Source organism: Lentzea sp. CA-135723, assembly GCF_050936595.1.
Lineage (GTDB): Bacteria > Actinomycetota > Actinomycetes > Mycobacteriales > Pseudonocardiaceae > Lentzea.
In genome coordinates this window covers 1,096,561-1,109,521 of the sequence record NZ_JBNJMK010000002.1, presented here as the reverse complement: position 1 = coordinate 1,109,521, position 12,961 = coordinate 1,096,561, and the positions used below count along the sequence as shown (strand labels likewise).

Below are 12,961 nucleotides of genomic sequence, written 5' to 3'. Positions count from 1 at the left end.
AGCGAGAGTTCATCCAGACGCCCAATGCACAGCAAATGCACAGGTCTCAGGCGAGCACCAAATCGTCGCCGGAACGCACGACGGCGACCTCCACGAGTCCGGAAGTCGCAGGTCCTTTGCGAACGGCGCCGCTGGAAGGGTCGAAAGCGCTCCCGTGCAAAGGGCAGGTGATGACCCCGCCGGCGGGTGGATTCACGAACGAACCCACGTGCGGACAAGAGGGGTTGAACGCCCGAAATTCACCCGATCGAGGTTGCACGACGAGCAGCTGGGCATTACCGGGCATGTCCACCAGCAATCCCGAGCCGGAAGGCACGGATGCGACGGCGACCACCCGGTCACCGGCACGAGCGGTCCCGACACCGCCCGTCTTGCGAGGAGCGGGCTCGCCACAGGCGCTCAACGCGGCAGCGAGCCCACACAACAACACCGTTCGACGACCAAGACCATCCACGGGCACCGATTATCGGCGCTGGTCCTCCGCGGCGGCCGTCCGGGCCAGCGCGAGCACGGCCGTGAACGGCGGGAACCAGTGCCGCGAGTGCGACGGCGGGTTCGCCCACCTCAACGACCCGTAGCGGGTCATCGTCGGAGGAAGCGCGATCCGGTGCGGCGACCGCACGAACTGGACCTCCGGCGGCGCCTTGAGGTGCGTCGGCAGCAACGCCACCAGCTCGGCGAGGAAGATCCAGTGCTCGCGGGGCCCCGGGATGACCGTGACCGGCCCGGCGAGCATCCGCGACTTCAGGTCGGCCAGCACTCGCGACCCGATCCGCGCCGGCATCGCCAGGGCTGTCGTGGCGGGACCCAGGGGCAGGAACACGCCCTGCTCGGTGACGCTCACCTGCCAGCCGAGCAACCGGTAGCCGGCGACGGCCTCCCCGATCGCTCGAGCATGTCCCCTGTTCTGTGGGATACCGGCCGTACCGGTCTCCGCGGTCGTGAGGCTCATCGGCGGTTGTCCTCCCCTTAGGTGGGTCAGGCACTGGCCACGCCACGGGGATCGACCCGCAGCCTGACGTTGTGCAGGGTGCTTCTCAGTTCCCGCCAACACCACTCGCCCGATGCATGAGCCTCATGCAGCAGGCGTATGAAGCTCATCCGCCAGGCGGAGGCACCAGGAGTGCGACACGCGAATCCATTACGTCTTATGCATGAGATGGATGGACTGACGATCACACCTCCGTACACTGGGGAAACGCTCAGTGACGGGGGCGAGGCCGATGGATTCACCGACACCCAGATCCAGACGCGCTTGCCCGTGCGGGGCGTTCATCGCCGCCGACAACTCCGATCGGCTGTGTCACCGGTGCCGCCGCAACGCTCGTGCGGACGTGCACGGACCACCTGAGGTCCCGAACGACTTCTGGGACCACCCCGCGATCGCGGCCGCGTGCACCGACCGCGACATGGGCGCCTTGATCTCCGCTTACCGGCACCACCCGCAGCACCTCAGCCGCGTCACCCAGGACCGCATGGCGGGGTGGCTCGGCATCAGCCAGGCGCAGCTCTCGCGTTACGAGTCGGGCGAGAACCAGATCGACCGCCTCGACCGGTTGCGCCACTTCGCGCTGGTGCTCGGTGTTCCGGGCGAACGACTGTGGTTCGACCGAGTCGTCATCCCAGCTCAGGTGGGCTCCCCCGAAACGGGCCCGCCAGATGTGCTCGCCGCCCCGTGGGAGGCGACGAGCATTGCCCGTTCGGTCGAGGAGACGGCGAGGAGCGACTTGGCGATCAGCAGACGAGCGGCACTCACAGGGGCTGCCGCGGTGACGGTGGGGTCCGCACTGGTCGAGCCGCTGCAGAGGTGGCTGCACCCGCTGCAGAACCTGTCGAAGTGGTCGTCGCACTCGGCGATCAGCGAGGAGGAGCTCTTCGCGTTGCAGCGGGTGGCCGACGGACTGCGCGGCTGGGGTGGCCGCGGTGGCTACGGCCTGGCCCGCAAGGCGGTGCTGGGGCAGCTCGACGAGCTCGCGGAACGGCTGGGGCGCGCCCCGTCCGGCCCGACGACGGAACGCGCGTTCTTCATCGGCGCGGAGCTGTCGAAGGTGGCGGCGAGCATGTCGTTCGACGCGGGCCTGCACAACGCGGCCCAGCGCTACTACGTGCTGGCCATCCGGATGGCCAAGGCCGGTCACAACGACGGCTTCGCGGCGTTGTGCCTGGCCGCCATGGCCAGGCAGATGTTCGACCTGGGCCGGCCGGAAGACGGCTTGGAGCTCGTCCAACTCGGCCAGTACGGCACCCGCCGCACCGGCACCCCGACGTTGAAGGCGCTGCTCCTGACCCGCGAGGCCTGGGCCTACGCGAGCATGGGCAAGACCCGCGAGTTCCACCAGGCCGTGGGCATGGCCCAGGACAGCTTCGCCCAGCGGGACGCGGACAACGAGCCGCGCTACCTGCACAGCTTCGACGAGGCCGAGCTGGAGGGCGTCATCGGCGCCCGCTGCCGCGACCTCGCCATGCACGACCCCACGCAGGCCGTGTTCGCCGAGCAGCACATCCGGCGCGCACTGGAACTGCGTGACCCGTCGAAGGTGCGCAACCGCGCCTTCGACGTCATCGGACTGGCGCGCACCAAAATGGTCGCGGGAGACCCGGAGGCAGCGTGCGGGTTGATCAACGAGGTCCTGCCGACAGCGGCGAAGCTCTCCTCGGGGAGGGTGCTGCGCAAACTGGAGGACTTCGCGAAGGAAGCGGCACGGCACCGCCACATCCCCGCCGTGCAGGACACCAGGGACGCGATCAGAGCGATACGGACCGCTTGATGCGCGTGGGCATCACCGGTCACACCAACCTGGTACCCGAGTGCGTCCCCGCCGTCCAGCGGGCCATCGCCGAGACCCTCGCGGGGCTCGGCGGGTCCCTGGTCGGCGTGACGTGCCTGGCACCAGGCGCCGACCAGATCTTCGCGCGCGCGGTCCTGGAGCTGGGCGGCGAGGTGGAGGTCGTGCTCCCCGCGCTGGACTACCGCGACAAGCTCAAACCGCACCAGGTCGCCGACTACGACGAGCTGCGGGCGGCGGCCACGGTGGTCAGCGTGCTGCCGCACATGTCCAGTGGGCGGCTGGCCTACGTGGCGGCCAACGAGCGGATGCTCGCGTCCGTCGAGGTGCTGGTGGCGGTGTGGGACGGGGTGCCGGCGGCCGGCAAGGGCGGGACGGCGGACGTGGTGGAACAGGCGCGGGCGTCCGGCGTGCCGATCGAGATCGTGTGGCCGCCGGAAGCGCGCCGGAAGTCGTAGCCGGGACCGTTAGGCCGAGTGAGGGAAGTTCGTCGGCAACCGGACCAACTCCCCTCACAGGCCTAGCCCAGCCCACCCCGCTTGATCACGATGTCGGGGCATGGCAGCCGATCCGTCCGCCCGCCTGGCGGACCGCCAGCAGTCCCTGCGAACAGCACTGCGAGCCCTCCAGACAGCAGGCCCCGGCAGCCCGGACTTCCGCACCCTGCTCTCCACCACGAACGACCACGTGGACGCGGTCATGCAGGCCCGCAGGGACGTCGAGGCCGCCAGGCTGACCGTCCCGAACCGGGCGATCGCGGCGGCCACCACCGCGGCGGCCCTGATCGTCGCCGTGGGCTGGTTCGACGCCTGGTCCCTGCTCTCCCTGCTCACCGCCGTGGCCACGGCGGCAGCCGTCCTGGTCGACCCCGCGGGACGGCGGCTCTGGGAACCCAGGGCGCGCACCGCGGCGATCACGGCCGCGCTCGCGGCCACCCTCCTGACCCCTCTCGCGAACGGCTGGGCGACACTCGTCACCCTCGCCGGCATCGGCTGGTGGGCCTGGAGGACGCTCAAGTGAACATCGATCCCGTCAAGGCTCTGGACGACAAGATCGAGCGGCTCAAGAAGGAGGTGAAGTCGCTCGAGACCCGGATCGACAACGCCCAGACCGACGCGGCGCACCACCAGCTGAGCCAGAGCAACCAGCTCAAGGACACCAACCGCAAGGTCACGAAGACCGGCGACCGGGTGACCGAGCTGGCGGAGAGCGTGCACCGGCTGGAGCGGCTTCTGGTGGCGCTCAACAGGAAGGTGCGGGCCGGCGAGACGCGCAAGGCCGACTTCGACGCGTGGCCGGAGATCGACGACGCGGACCTGGCCAAGATCCTCAAGGGGCAGGAGGCCTACGCGCGCAGGAGTTTCACGCCGCAGGAGGCCAAGGACACCCGCAGGGCGATCGCCGAGTACGACAGGGCGGCGCTGGAGGCGGTCGACGCCGCCGAGGCGCTCACGCACCTGCCGCCGAACGCGGAAGCGTTGTGGCGCAGGCATTACAAGCAGTGGCAGTCGATCGCCGGCAAGGAACGGCCGGAGGCGCCGGACGACGACACGCACGCCAGGGACACCGTTGCCAAGTCGACCGGCAACGAGGCCATCAAGCACGTGCGGAACCTCATCCGCGTTCGCCTGGAGGACGCGGTGGCGAGCGACCTGCTCTTCCCCGCGTGGTTCGAGAACGTCCTCGGCCCCGCCGCACCACCCGGCAGGGCGGACGACTGGCTTTACACCGCAACGGATGTGGTGCTGTACCGGCTGCTGCACGAGGTCACCAGTCCCGCGGACGCGCTGGGTCCGGCGCCCGAGGAAGACGGGCACCGCAAGACCCTGCACGACCGCCTGACCAGCGAATGCGCGGACTACCGCCGACCGTGAGCACGGGCAGGGCGCCTCTGCCCGCGCTCTCAGGTCACGCCAGCTCCAGGCTGAAGCGCTGCTGCGCGGTGTCGACCGCGAGCACCTTCACCTGGACCGAGGAACCGACCTCGGCCTGCTGTCCGTGCAGAAGTCCGTGTGCACCAGCGGGGTGCTCGACGAACGATCCGAAGGGAACGGTCGAGACGACCTTCCCCGAGAAGACATCACCAACGTTGGGAAGCATTGCGCATCACCTCCTCTCCCGTGCGCGCGTCCCGAAGAACGAAGCGCGGGGGCTGGAGGGGCCCTGATCAAGTCAGGGCCGGGCAACCGTTCCGCTCACGGCACAAGGCCGACCCGGCAGTCATGCCGTGAACCTTAACCACCGCAGGCCGTTGTCCGCAACGGAATCTAGACTCGCGGACATGCTGGAGACGTCCGCACGGCTGCTGAAGCTCCTGTCGCTGCTCCAGGTGCGGCGCGACTGGACGGGCCCGGAGCTCGCCGGTCGCCTCAGCGTGGACGTCCGCACGATCCGCCGCGACGTCGACAAGCTCCGCAGCCTCGGCTACCCCGTCACGTCGCTGCCCGGCGCGGCCGGTGGCTACCAGCTCGGTGCGGGCGCGGAGCTGCCGCCGTTGCTGCTGGACGACGACGAGGCGGTGGCCGTCGCGGTCGGACTGCGCACCGCGGCCAACGGCACGATCGCGGGCATCGAGGAGACGTCGATCCGCGCGCTCACCAAGCTGGAGCAGATCCTGCCGACGCGACTCCGCCGGCGCGTGCAGGCCCTCCAGACGCACACCACGCCTCTCAACGCCGCCGGGCCGACCGTGGACCCGGAGACGCTCACGATCATCGCCGCCGCCTGCCGCGACCACCAGCAGCTCAGGTTCGCCTACGCCGCAACGCAGGGCGAGCCGTCGAAGCGGCTCGTCGAACCGCAGGGGCTCGTGCACACCGGACGGCGCTGGTACCTCGTCGCGTGGGACGTGTCCAAACAGGACTGGCGAACGTTCCGGGTGGACCGGATCACCGAGGAACCCGCACTGGCCGCCCGGTTCACGCCCCGCGAACCCCCGGCGGAGTCGCTGGCCGAGTTCGTCTCCCGCCAGGTCGCCGCGAACGTCTACACCTACCAGGCCGTTCTGACGATCCACGCGCCGTTGCAGGACGTCGCCGAACGCACCTCCCCCATGGCCGCGTCCCTGGAACCGGTCGACGACCACTCGTGCCTCATGCGCACCGGCGCCGAGTCGCTCGACCGCATGGTGTTCTACCTACTGTACCTGGGCCTCGACTTCGACCTGCACGAACCGCCGGAGCTCCAGGAGCACATCAGGATGCTCATCACCCGGCTGCGGAAGGCGGTGAAGGCATGACGGTCGACTTCGAGACCGCCGCGGACCCGTTCCGGCGGGAGCTGCTCGCGCACTGCTACCGGATGCTCGGCTCGCTGCACGACGCCGAGGACCTGGTGCAGGAGACGTACCTGCGGGCGTGGAAGGCGTACGGCTCGTTCGAGGGCCGCTCGTCCGTCCGCACCTGGCTGTACCGCATCGCCACGAACGCCTGCCTGACCGCGCTCGACGGCCGCACCCGCCGCCCGCTGCCGTTCGGGCTCGGCACCAGGGGTGCGACCGAGCACGACGAGCTCACCGAGGACCACGAGATCCCGTGGCTCGAACCGTTCCCGACCGACCCTGCCGCGATCGTCGGCGAACGGGAGTCGACGCGGCTCGCGTTCGTCGCGGCCCTGCAACACCTCCCGCCCCGGCAACGCGCGGTGCTGATCCTGCGCGACGTGCTCAGGCTGAGCGCCGCCGAGACCGCCGACGAGCTGGAGATGACCGTCGCGGCCGTCAACAGCGCCCTGCAACGCGCCCACGCGCAGCTCAAGGACCTGACCGAGGACCAGGTCACCGAACCCGCGGCGGCCAAGGACCTGCTCGACCGCTGGGTGAAGGCGTTCGAGGCCAAGGACATCCCGGCGATCATCGGCATGTTCGCCGAGGACGTGATCTGGGAGATGCCGCCGTTCCCGCAGTTCTACCTCGGTCCGGACATGGTCGCGTGGCACCTCGTGAACCAGTGCCCCGCCGTCCCGCACGGCGCGCGCATGATCGCCACGGAGGCGAACAGCCAGCCGGCGTTCGGGCTCTACCTGCGTGCCGAGGACGGCGTGTTCCGGCCGTTCAACCTCCAGGTGCTGGAAGCCACCGGAGACCGGATCACGCGCGTCTCGTCGTTCTTCGACCTCAGTCTGTTCCCGAGGTTCGGGCTGCCTTCGCACGCATGAACTCGGAGCGGTCCAGCGGGCGGTTCACCACGCGCATGTCGCCGACCCAGCCGTGCAACGACTTCTCCACGATCTTGTTGTACGCGTAGGCGCCGACCAGCCACGGGTCGCCGGCCGTCGAGATGCCGCGTGCGGGCGTGGACGGGTTGCGCAGCAACGGAGAGCCGTCGACGTACAACGTGGTGTGCGTGCCGTCGTTGACCACGGCGATGTGCCACCACGTCTCGTAGTCCATCTCGTGGCCCCAGTTGGTGGAGATGCCCGGCAGGTTGCGCGGGAACACCGCCCACTGCAGCTGGCCGCCGCCGGCGACGTTGAGGGTCGCGATCGGCTCGCTCGGGTCGTCGCCGGTCTTGCCGGCCGCCGAGCCGGGCGCGAGCTTGGTGAACAGGCCGCACCACGGGTGGTTGAACCCGTTGGGCAGCTTGAGGAACACCTCGATCGTGTAGCCGCGCTCGAACGTCTCGCGGTTGAGCGGCGCGCTGTCCACAGTGGTCAGGTAGCCGTTCTTGCCGAAGAACAACGACTTGTGCGACGGCGCGAACCGGCTGTGGTCGTCGCTGACGGTCAGCTCACCGGTCTGGCGCAGGTCGTTCCCCTTGCCGGACAGGTCTTTCAGTCCCTCGCCGAGCCGCCAGTACGCGACCGTGCCGCGCACCAGGACGTCGCGGACGGGCTGCGGCGCGGGCAGCACGGGCGGGTCGAACCGGGCGAAGCGCTGCTCGAAGTCGATCGGCACGCTGAACCGGTCGGCCGGGCCGGTCAACTCGGTCTCCTTGCGCTCCAACGGGTTGAGCGACTTCTTGCCGAGCAGCCACGGTGACAGCGTGCGCACGTCGATCACGCCGCGGTCGAGGTCGAAGTGGTAGAGGCGGATCATCGCGCCGCCGCCGTAGTAGCGGTCCTGGTAGTTCGCGATGTGCACGTGCACGTCGTTGCCGGCGGTGTTGCGCATGACCGTGCGCGCGGGCGGCCAGAAGTGCCCGTTCAGCGTCAGGAAGATCTGGTCGTTGTCCTTGATCAGCTCTTCCCACAGCCGCCGCCCGTAGTCGGACATGGCCGCGACGCCGTCACCGCCGTCGTATACGAGCTCGTGCGTGGTGAGGATGACCGGCAGCTTCGCGTGCTGCGTGAGCACCGACCGCGCCCACGCGAACCCCTTGGCGGACATGCGCCAGTCCAGCGCGAGGACCAGCCACTCCTTGCCGGCGGCTGTGAAGATGTGGAACGAGTTGTAGCCGTCCGCGCTCGCGCCCTTGAACGTCGGCGACTGCCGGAACCTGCCGGGCCCGAACCGGTCCAGGTACGGCGTGCGCCCGCGCTGGTCGTCGAGGCGCGAGTCCGGCACGTCGTGGTTGCCCGCGAGCACGCTGTACCCGATCCGGCGCCGGTCGAGCACCTCGAACCGCGCGCTGATGTCGTCGATCTCGCTCTTCCGCGCGTTCTCGACGAGGTCGCCGAGGTGGCTGATGAAGACGATGTTCTCGGATCTCTGGCGATCGACCAGGTACTGGAGCGTCGCCTTCAACGGCGCCGAGTCGCCCCGGTCGAGGTCGAACATGTACTGCGTGTCCGGGATCACGGCGAGCGTGAAGCGCCGCGAGTCAGTGTCGGGACGGCCGTACCCGACAACGTTGTCAGCAGCCGCGGAACCGGGCGTGACCAGGGCGGCAGCGGCGGCGGTCGCACCGGTGCCGAGCAGGAAGGAACGACGAGACGCGGTCATGGCGCGGAGCGTAGGTGTGCCCGGCCAACGCGGGGAGAACGGCAGAAGAAACCTGCTCGCCCCGATCTGTAGCGTAGCTAACCATGTCCTGGGGATTGCTCGTCGCGGCAGGTGTCATCGTCGCTTTCGGAGGGTTGCTGCAGGGCCTGATCGGCTTCGGCCTGGCCCTCGTCGCCGTGCCGCTGCTCGCGTTGCTGGACCCGGCCCTGGTCCCGGTGCCGGTCCTCGTGATCGCCTGCGCGCACGCCCTGCTGTCGCTGGTGCGGGAGTTCGGCCACGTCGACTGGCGCGGCGTCGGCTGGGCGATGCTCGGGCGGCTGCCCGGCACCGTCGTCGGCATCTGGATCGTGGACTCGCTGGACGCGAAGAGCTTCGGCATCGTCGTGGGCGCGGCCGTGCTGGTGTGCGTGCTGCTGTCCGTCACGTCGTGGCGGCCGCAACCCACGCCGCCGTCGCTGGTGACGGCCGGGGTGGCGAGCGGGTCGTTCGGCACGGCGACGTCGATCGGCGGGCCGATGATCGCGCTGGTCTACCAGAACCAGGAGGGGCCGCAGGTGAGGGCGACGCTGGCGGCGTTCTTCACGCTGGGGTCGGCGGTGTCGATGGCCGGGTTGAGCATCGCCGGGAACGTGACCGCGCACCAGTTGTGGAGCGGGGTGCTGCTGGTTCCGTTCCTCATCGCGGGGTTCCTGCTGTCCGGGCCGTTGCGGAAGAGGTTCGACGCCAAGGGGGTGCGGACGCCGATGCTGGTGGTGGCCGGGGTGAGCGCGGTGGTGCTGATCGTGCGGAGCGCACTGCTGTGAGGGTGGAAGCGGGCTGTCGCGAGCTGCCGTGAAAGCGGAACGCGACGGCTTTGCTGCCGAAGTGCGAGACGTCGTATCGCGCATCGCAGCAGCAGCGGGCCTCGGTCTCACCGTGTGGCTCTCACCGACGTACGCCGGGTACGTGCTGCTGCTCGCCACCGCGGCGGCGGCGCTGTACGAGCACCGCCACCGCTTCAGGCGAGATCAGGCGAACGGCTGAGCGTTCGGCTGGAACACCTGGCCGGCAGCCGGCGGCACCAGGTCCACCAGGTATTTCGCGACCACCGCGTCCGCGCCGGCCGAGCGGCCCAGGATGCAGTGGCCGAACGCGTCCACGCTCACCAGCCGCGCGTTGCCGAGTTGCTTGGCCATGCGCTGTGCGAACACGTACTGCGTTGCCGGGTCGTAGTAGTTGCCCACCACCACGATCGGGTTCTTCGTCTTCTTGTTCCACGGGCCGATCCAGCGGTCCGGGTTGCGGGCCGGCCAGGTGGCGCACGTCAGCAGGTCGGACGCTGCCTGGTTGCGGCCGAACGTCGGCGACTCCTTCTCCCACTGCGCCGCCGTCGTCGCCCAGTTGCGGTTCGTGCGGGCGAACGGCTTGTCGATGCAGTTCACCGCGTAATACGAGTCATCCGCGGTGTACGGGGTGTCGGGCAGCGGGTCGACGTCCCAGCGGCCGCCGGCGTTGGCGAGCGGCGCTTCGAGCTCCACAACGGACTGAACCGAGAGAACGCCGGGGTTCAGAGCCAGGTGAACGCTCTGCAGCCAGGCGGCCAGCGGCGCGATGCGGGCGATCGAGTACAGGTCGCCGGCCACGCGGTTGACCACGTCGGACAGCGTCACCCGGGTGCCGTTCGGCAACGTCGCCGGGCCCTTGGCCAGCGCTACCTTCATCGCCTCGAACTTCGCGCGGGCGTCTCCGGCGAACGCGCACTTCTCGGCACCGGCGGAGTCACAGCGCTTCAGCATCGCGTCGAGGGCGATCTCGAAGCCGCCGGCGCGTTCGCGGTCGTACTGCGCGCCATCGGAAAGACGCAGGCGCGGGTCCACGTTGCCGTCGATCACCATCGCGCGGGTGCGCTGCGGGAAGATGTTCGCGTAGGTCGCGCCCAGCAGCGTGCCGTACGAGAAGCCGACGAAGTTGAGCTGCTCGTCCCCCACGGCCTCGCGCAGGACGTCGAGGTCGCGGGCGACGGCCTCGGTCGACATGTGGTTGAGCAGCGGACCGGCGTTGATCTTGCAGTAGTCCGTGTAGGCCTTGGACTGCCGGATCGACAACGTGATCTCAGCCTGGGTCCTGGGCAGCGAGTACCAGCCCTCGTTGACCGACGCGGCCTCCTCCTGGGTGCGGAAGCACCGCATCGGGGCGGACCTGGCGACGCCGCGCGGGTCGAAGCCGACGACGTCGAACCGGTCGAGCACGGACGCGCCGAAGTAGTTCTTGGCGACGGCGCCGCGGGTCAGGCCCGAGCCGCCGGGGCCGCCAGGGTTGAGGAAGATCGACCCGATCTTGCGCGACGGGTCGTTGGCCGGGCGCTTCATCATGGCGATGCCGGTCTTCTCCCCGCGCGGGCGCGCGTGGTCGACGGGCACCTCCTGGACGGCGCACGTCAGCCGCGCGCGTTCTTCGGGAGTCACGGTGGCGGGAAGCGAGGCGAGCACGTCGGCCGCGCACTGCCCCCAGGCAGCGGGGCTGACGGAGGAGGCCTGGGCGGTGCCCACGCCGGTAACGATGGTGCCGAGCACGAGCGCGCTCGCGAGCACCACACGCATGGAAGTTGACGTCACGGATGCACCCCATCACTCAGCGTGCACCGCGCACACCCGCCTATCGTCGGGTAGTCCTGACGACAGGCGGGTGTGTCAACGAGACCTAGAACGGCTGCGCGTTCGGCTGGAAGACCTGCCCGTTGGCGGGCGCGGTGAGGTCGACCAGGTACCGCGTCACGGCGGCGTCGGCACCGGCCGAGTCACCGAGGATGCAGTGCCCGAACGCGTCGACGCTGATCAGCCGGGCGTTGCCGAGCTGCTTCGCCATCCGCTCCGCGAACAGGTACTGCGTCGCCGGGTCGTAGTAGTTGCCCACGACGACGACCGGGTTCTTCGTCTTCTTGTTCCACGGCCCGATCCAGCGGTCCGGGTTGCGGGTCGGCCACGTCGGGCACGTCAGCAGGTCGGACGCGGCCTGGTAGCGGCCGAACGTCGGCGACTCCTTCTCCCACTGCGCCGCCGTCGTGGCCCAGTTGCGGTTCGTGCGGGCGAACGGCTTGTCGATGCAGTTCACCGCGTAGTACGAGTCGTCGGCGGTGTACGGGGTGTCCGGCAGCACCCGGACGTCGGCGCGGCCCGCCTGGTTGTTCAGCAGCGGAACGTCCACAACGGACTGCACGGCCAGCGAGGCGGCCGACGGGTTCTGCGCGGCGTGGATCGACTGCAGCCACGCGGTCAGCGACTTGAACGACGTCGGGCTGTAGAGGTTGCTCGACGTGCGGCCGACGACGTCGGTCAGCGTCACGACAGCGCCACCCGGCAGCGTCGTGGGGCCCTGACCCAGCTTCGTGCGGATGTCGTCGAACTTCTTGCGCGCGCCACCGGCGAACGCACACCGTTCCACGCCAACGGAGTCACAGCGCTTGAGCATCGCGTCCAGCGCGATCTCGAAGCCCCGCGCCCGCTCCTTGTCGTACTGGGCGCCGTTGGTCAGCCGCAGCTTCGGGTCGACGTTGCCGTCTAGCACCAAAGCGCGCGACTTGGCCGGGAAGATGTTCGCGTAGGTCGCGCCGAGCAGCGTGCCGTACGAGAACCCGACGTACGTGAGCTGCCTGTCCCCCACGGCCTCGCGCATGACGTCGAGGTCCCTGGCCACGGCCTCGGTCGACATGTGGTTCAGCAACGGACCGGCGTTGATCTTGCAGTAGTCCGTGTAGACCTTCGACTGGCGGATCGACGACGCGATCTCGTCCTTGGTGCGCGGCAACGCGTACCAGCCCTCGTTGACCGCCTCGGCCTCCTCCTGCGTGCGGAAGCAGCGCAGCGGCGCGCTCCGGCCCACACCCCGCGGGTCGAAGCCGATGAGGTCGAACTTCTCCAGGACCTCCGGCGTGAAGAAGCTTCCGCCGTAGGCGCTGTAGATCAGGCCGGCGCCACCGGGGCCGCCGGGGTTGATGAACAGCGAGCCGATCTTCTTGGCCGGGTCGCCGGCCGGGCGCTTCATCATGATCACGCCGGTCGTGTCGCCGCGCGGCCGCGAGTGGTCGACGGGCACGACCTGGACGGCGCAGCTGACCTTCGTGCGTTCGGCGGCGGGGATCTCGGCGAGCACGTCCGCCGCGCAGGGCCCCCAGGCGGCGGGTTTCGCGGATGCGGTCTCGGGCTGGGCGGAAGCGCTGCCCAGCCCGGTGATGACGGTGCCGAGCGCGAGCGCACTGGCGAGCGCCACGCGCACGGCACGCGTTGATGCAGGTCTCATCGTGGCAGCCCATCACTGG

Annotated in this window: 14 protein-coding genes; 8 read left to right on the top strand and 6 right to left on the bottom strand. The window is 69.7% G+C overall.

Going from position 1 to position 12,961, the window contains the following annotated elements:
* Positions 1 to 46 precede the first annotated feature (46 nt).
* A complete protein-coding gene (locus ACQEU1_RS41095; protein WP_433217039.1) occupies positions 47 to 316 on the bottom strand; it encodes a Rieske (2Fe-2S) protein in 270 nt (89 codons plus the stop codon).
* A 147-nt stretch (positions 317 to 463) separates the two neighbouring features.
* Positions 464 to 952: a hypothetical protein gene (locus tag ACQEU1_RS41090; RefSeq protein WP_285641239.1), complete on the bottom strand. Its 489-nt coding sequence runs from the start codon at positions 950 to 952 to the stop codon at positions 464 to 466.
* A 382-nt stretch (positions 953 to 1,334) separates the two neighbouring features.
* On the opposite strand from ACQEU1_RS41090, the gene ACQEU1_RS41085 reads away from it, so the two are divergent.
* From ACQEU1_RS41085 to ACQEU1_RS41070, 4 genes are all read left to right on the top strand, one after another.
* Positions 1,335 to 2,768: a helix-turn-helix domain-containing protein gene (locus ACQEU1_RS41085; RefSeq protein WP_433214901.1), complete on the top strand. Its 1,434-nt coding sequence runs from the start codon at positions 1,335 to 1,337 to the stop codon at positions 2,766 to 2,768.
* Positions 2,768 to 3,244 (top strand): hypothetical protein, encoded by a 477-nt coding sequence (locus ACQEU1_RS41080; RefSeq protein ID WP_433214898.1) that lies wholly within the window; start codon positions 2,768 to 2,770, stop codon positions 3,242 to 3,244. Before ACQEU1_RS41085 ends, ACQEU1_RS41080 begins: the two co-directional genes overlap by 1 nt.
* A gap of 100 nt (positions 3,245 to 3,344) precedes the next feature.
* Positions 3,345 to 3,806 carry a hypothetical protein gene (locus ACQEU1_RS41075; RefSeq protein ID WP_433214895.1) on the top strand — a complete coding sequence of 154 codons (462 nt, stop codon included), beginning with the start codon at positions 3,345 to 3,347 and terminating at the stop codon, positions 3,804 to 3,806.
* The gene (locus ACQEU1_RS41070; protein ID WP_433214892.1) at positions 3,803 to 4,660 is read left to right on the top strand and encodes a hypothetical protein; all 858 of its coding nucleotides are present in this window, start codon (positions 3,803 to 3,805) and stop codon (positions 4,658 to 4,660) included. The genes ACQEU1_RS41075 and ACQEU1_RS41070 overlap by 4 nt, the downstream gene beginning before the upstream one ends.
* Positions 4,661 to 4,694: 34 nt before the next feature.
* On the opposite strand, the gene ACQEU1_RS41065 is transcribed toward ACQEU1_RS41070, so the two are convergent.
* On the bottom strand, positions 4,695 to 4,886 hold the full coding sequence (locus ACQEU1_RS41065) for a S1 RNA-binding domain-containing protein (protein WP_285641232.1): 192 nt from the start codon (positions 4,884 to 4,886) through the stop codon (positions 4,695 to 4,697).
* A 181-nt stretch (positions 4,887 to 5,067) separates the two neighbouring features.
* Here ACQEU1_RS41065 and ACQEU1_RS41060 point away from each other — a divergent pair, with 181 nt between their 5' ends.
* The gene (locus ACQEU1_RS41060) at positions 5,068 to 6,024 is read left to right on the top strand and encodes a helix-turn-helix transcriptional regulator (protein ID WP_433214887.1); all 957 of its coding nucleotides are present in this window, start codon (positions 5,068 to 5,070) and stop codon (positions 6,022 to 6,024) included.
* Entirely contained in the window at positions 6,021 to 6,941 is a 921-nt protein-coding gene (locus tag ACQEU1_RS41055) for a sigma-70 family RNA polymerase sigma factor (protein WP_433214884.1), read from the top strand. Before ACQEU1_RS41060 ends, ACQEU1_RS41055 begins: the two co-directional genes overlap by 4 nt.
* On the opposite strand, the gene ACQEU1_RS41050 is transcribed toward ACQEU1_RS41055, so the two are convergent.
* Complete coding sequence (locus ACQEU1_RS41050) at positions 6,901 to 8,667, bottom strand: LamG-like jellyroll fold domain-containing protein (RefSeq protein ID WP_433214881.1); 1,767 nt, start codon at positions 8,665 to 8,667, stop codon at positions 6,901 to 6,903. The two genes, ACQEU1_RS41055 and ACQEU1_RS41050, sit on opposite strands and share 41 nt — an antisense overlap.
* A gap of 83 nt (positions 8,668 to 8,750) precedes the next feature.
* On the opposite strand from ACQEU1_RS41050, the gene ACQEU1_RS41045 reads away from it, so the two are divergent.
* Together ACQEU1_RS41045 and ACQEU1_RS41040 are read left to right on the top strand one after the other, a co-directional pair.
* The gene (locus ACQEU1_RS41045; protein WP_433214878.1) at positions 8,751 to 9,470 is read left to right on the top strand and encodes a sulfite exporter TauE/SafE family protein; all 720 of its coding nucleotides are present in this window, start codon (positions 8,751 to 8,753) and stop codon (positions 9,468 to 9,470) included.
* A 61-nt stretch (positions 9,471 to 9,531) separates the two neighbouring features.
* Positions 9,532 to 9,690: a hypothetical protein gene (locus tag ACQEU1_RS41040; protein ID WP_433214875.1), complete on the top strand. Its 159-nt coding sequence runs from the start codon at positions 9,532 to 9,534 to the stop codon at positions 9,688 to 9,690.
* Here the strand turns inward: ACQEU1_RS41040 and ACQEU1_RS41035 are convergent.
* Together ACQEU1_RS41035 and ACQEU1_RS41030 are read right to left on the bottom strand one after the other, a co-directional pair.
* Entirely contained in the window at positions 9,675 to 11,261 is a 1,587-nt protein-coding gene (locus ACQEU1_RS41035; RefSeq protein WP_433214872.1) for an alpha/beta hydrolase, read from the bottom strand. The two genes, ACQEU1_RS41040 and ACQEU1_RS41035, sit on opposite strands and share 16 nt — an antisense overlap.
* 85 nt (positions 11,262 to 11,346) lie before the next feature.
* Complete coding sequence (locus ACQEU1_RS41030) at positions 11,347 to 12,942, bottom strand: alpha/beta hydrolase (protein ID WP_433214869.1); 1,596 nt, start codon at positions 12,940 to 12,942, stop codon at positions 11,347 to 11,349.
* Between the last annotated feature and the right edge of the window lie 19 nt (positions 12,943 to 12,961).

Coding starts and splice junctions, on each gene's coding strand:
- ACQEU1_RS41090 (WP_285641239.1), bottom strand. CDS start 952: ATGAGCCTCACGACCGCGGAGACCGGTACGGCCGGTATCCCACAGAAC.
- ACQEU1_RS41080 (WP_433214898.1), top strand. CDS start 2,768: ATGCGCGTGGGCATCACCGGTCACACCAACCTGGTACCCGAGTGCGTC.
- ACQEU1_RS41075 (WP_433214895.1), top strand. CDS start 3,345: ATGGCAGCCGATCCGTCCGCCCGCCTGGCGGACCGCCAGCAGTCCCTG.
- ACQEU1_RS41065 (WP_285641232.1), bottom strand. CDS start 4,886: ATGCTTCCCAACGTTGGTGATGTCTTCTCGGGGAAGGTCGTCTCGACC.
- ACQEU1_RS41060 (WP_433214887.1), top strand. CDS start 5,068: ATGCTGGAGACGTCCGCACGGCTGCTGAAGCTCCTGTCGCTGCTCCAG.
- ACQEU1_RS41055 (WP_433214884.1), top strand. CDS start 6,021: ATGACGGTCGACTTCGAGACCGCCGCGGACCCGTTCCGGCGGGAGCTG.
- ACQEU1_RS41050 (WP_433214881.1), bottom strand. CDS start 8,667: ATGACCGCGTCTCGTCGTTCCTTCCTGCTCGGCACCGGTGCGACCGCC.
- ACQEU1_RS41045 (WP_433214878.1), top strand. CDS start 8,751: ATGTCCTGGGGATTGCTCGTCGCGGCAGGTGTCATCGTCGCTTTCGGA.
- ACQEU1_RS41030 (WP_433214869.1), bottom strand. CDS start 12,942: ATGAGACCTGCATCAACGCGTGCCGTGCGCGTGGCGCTCGCCAGTGCG.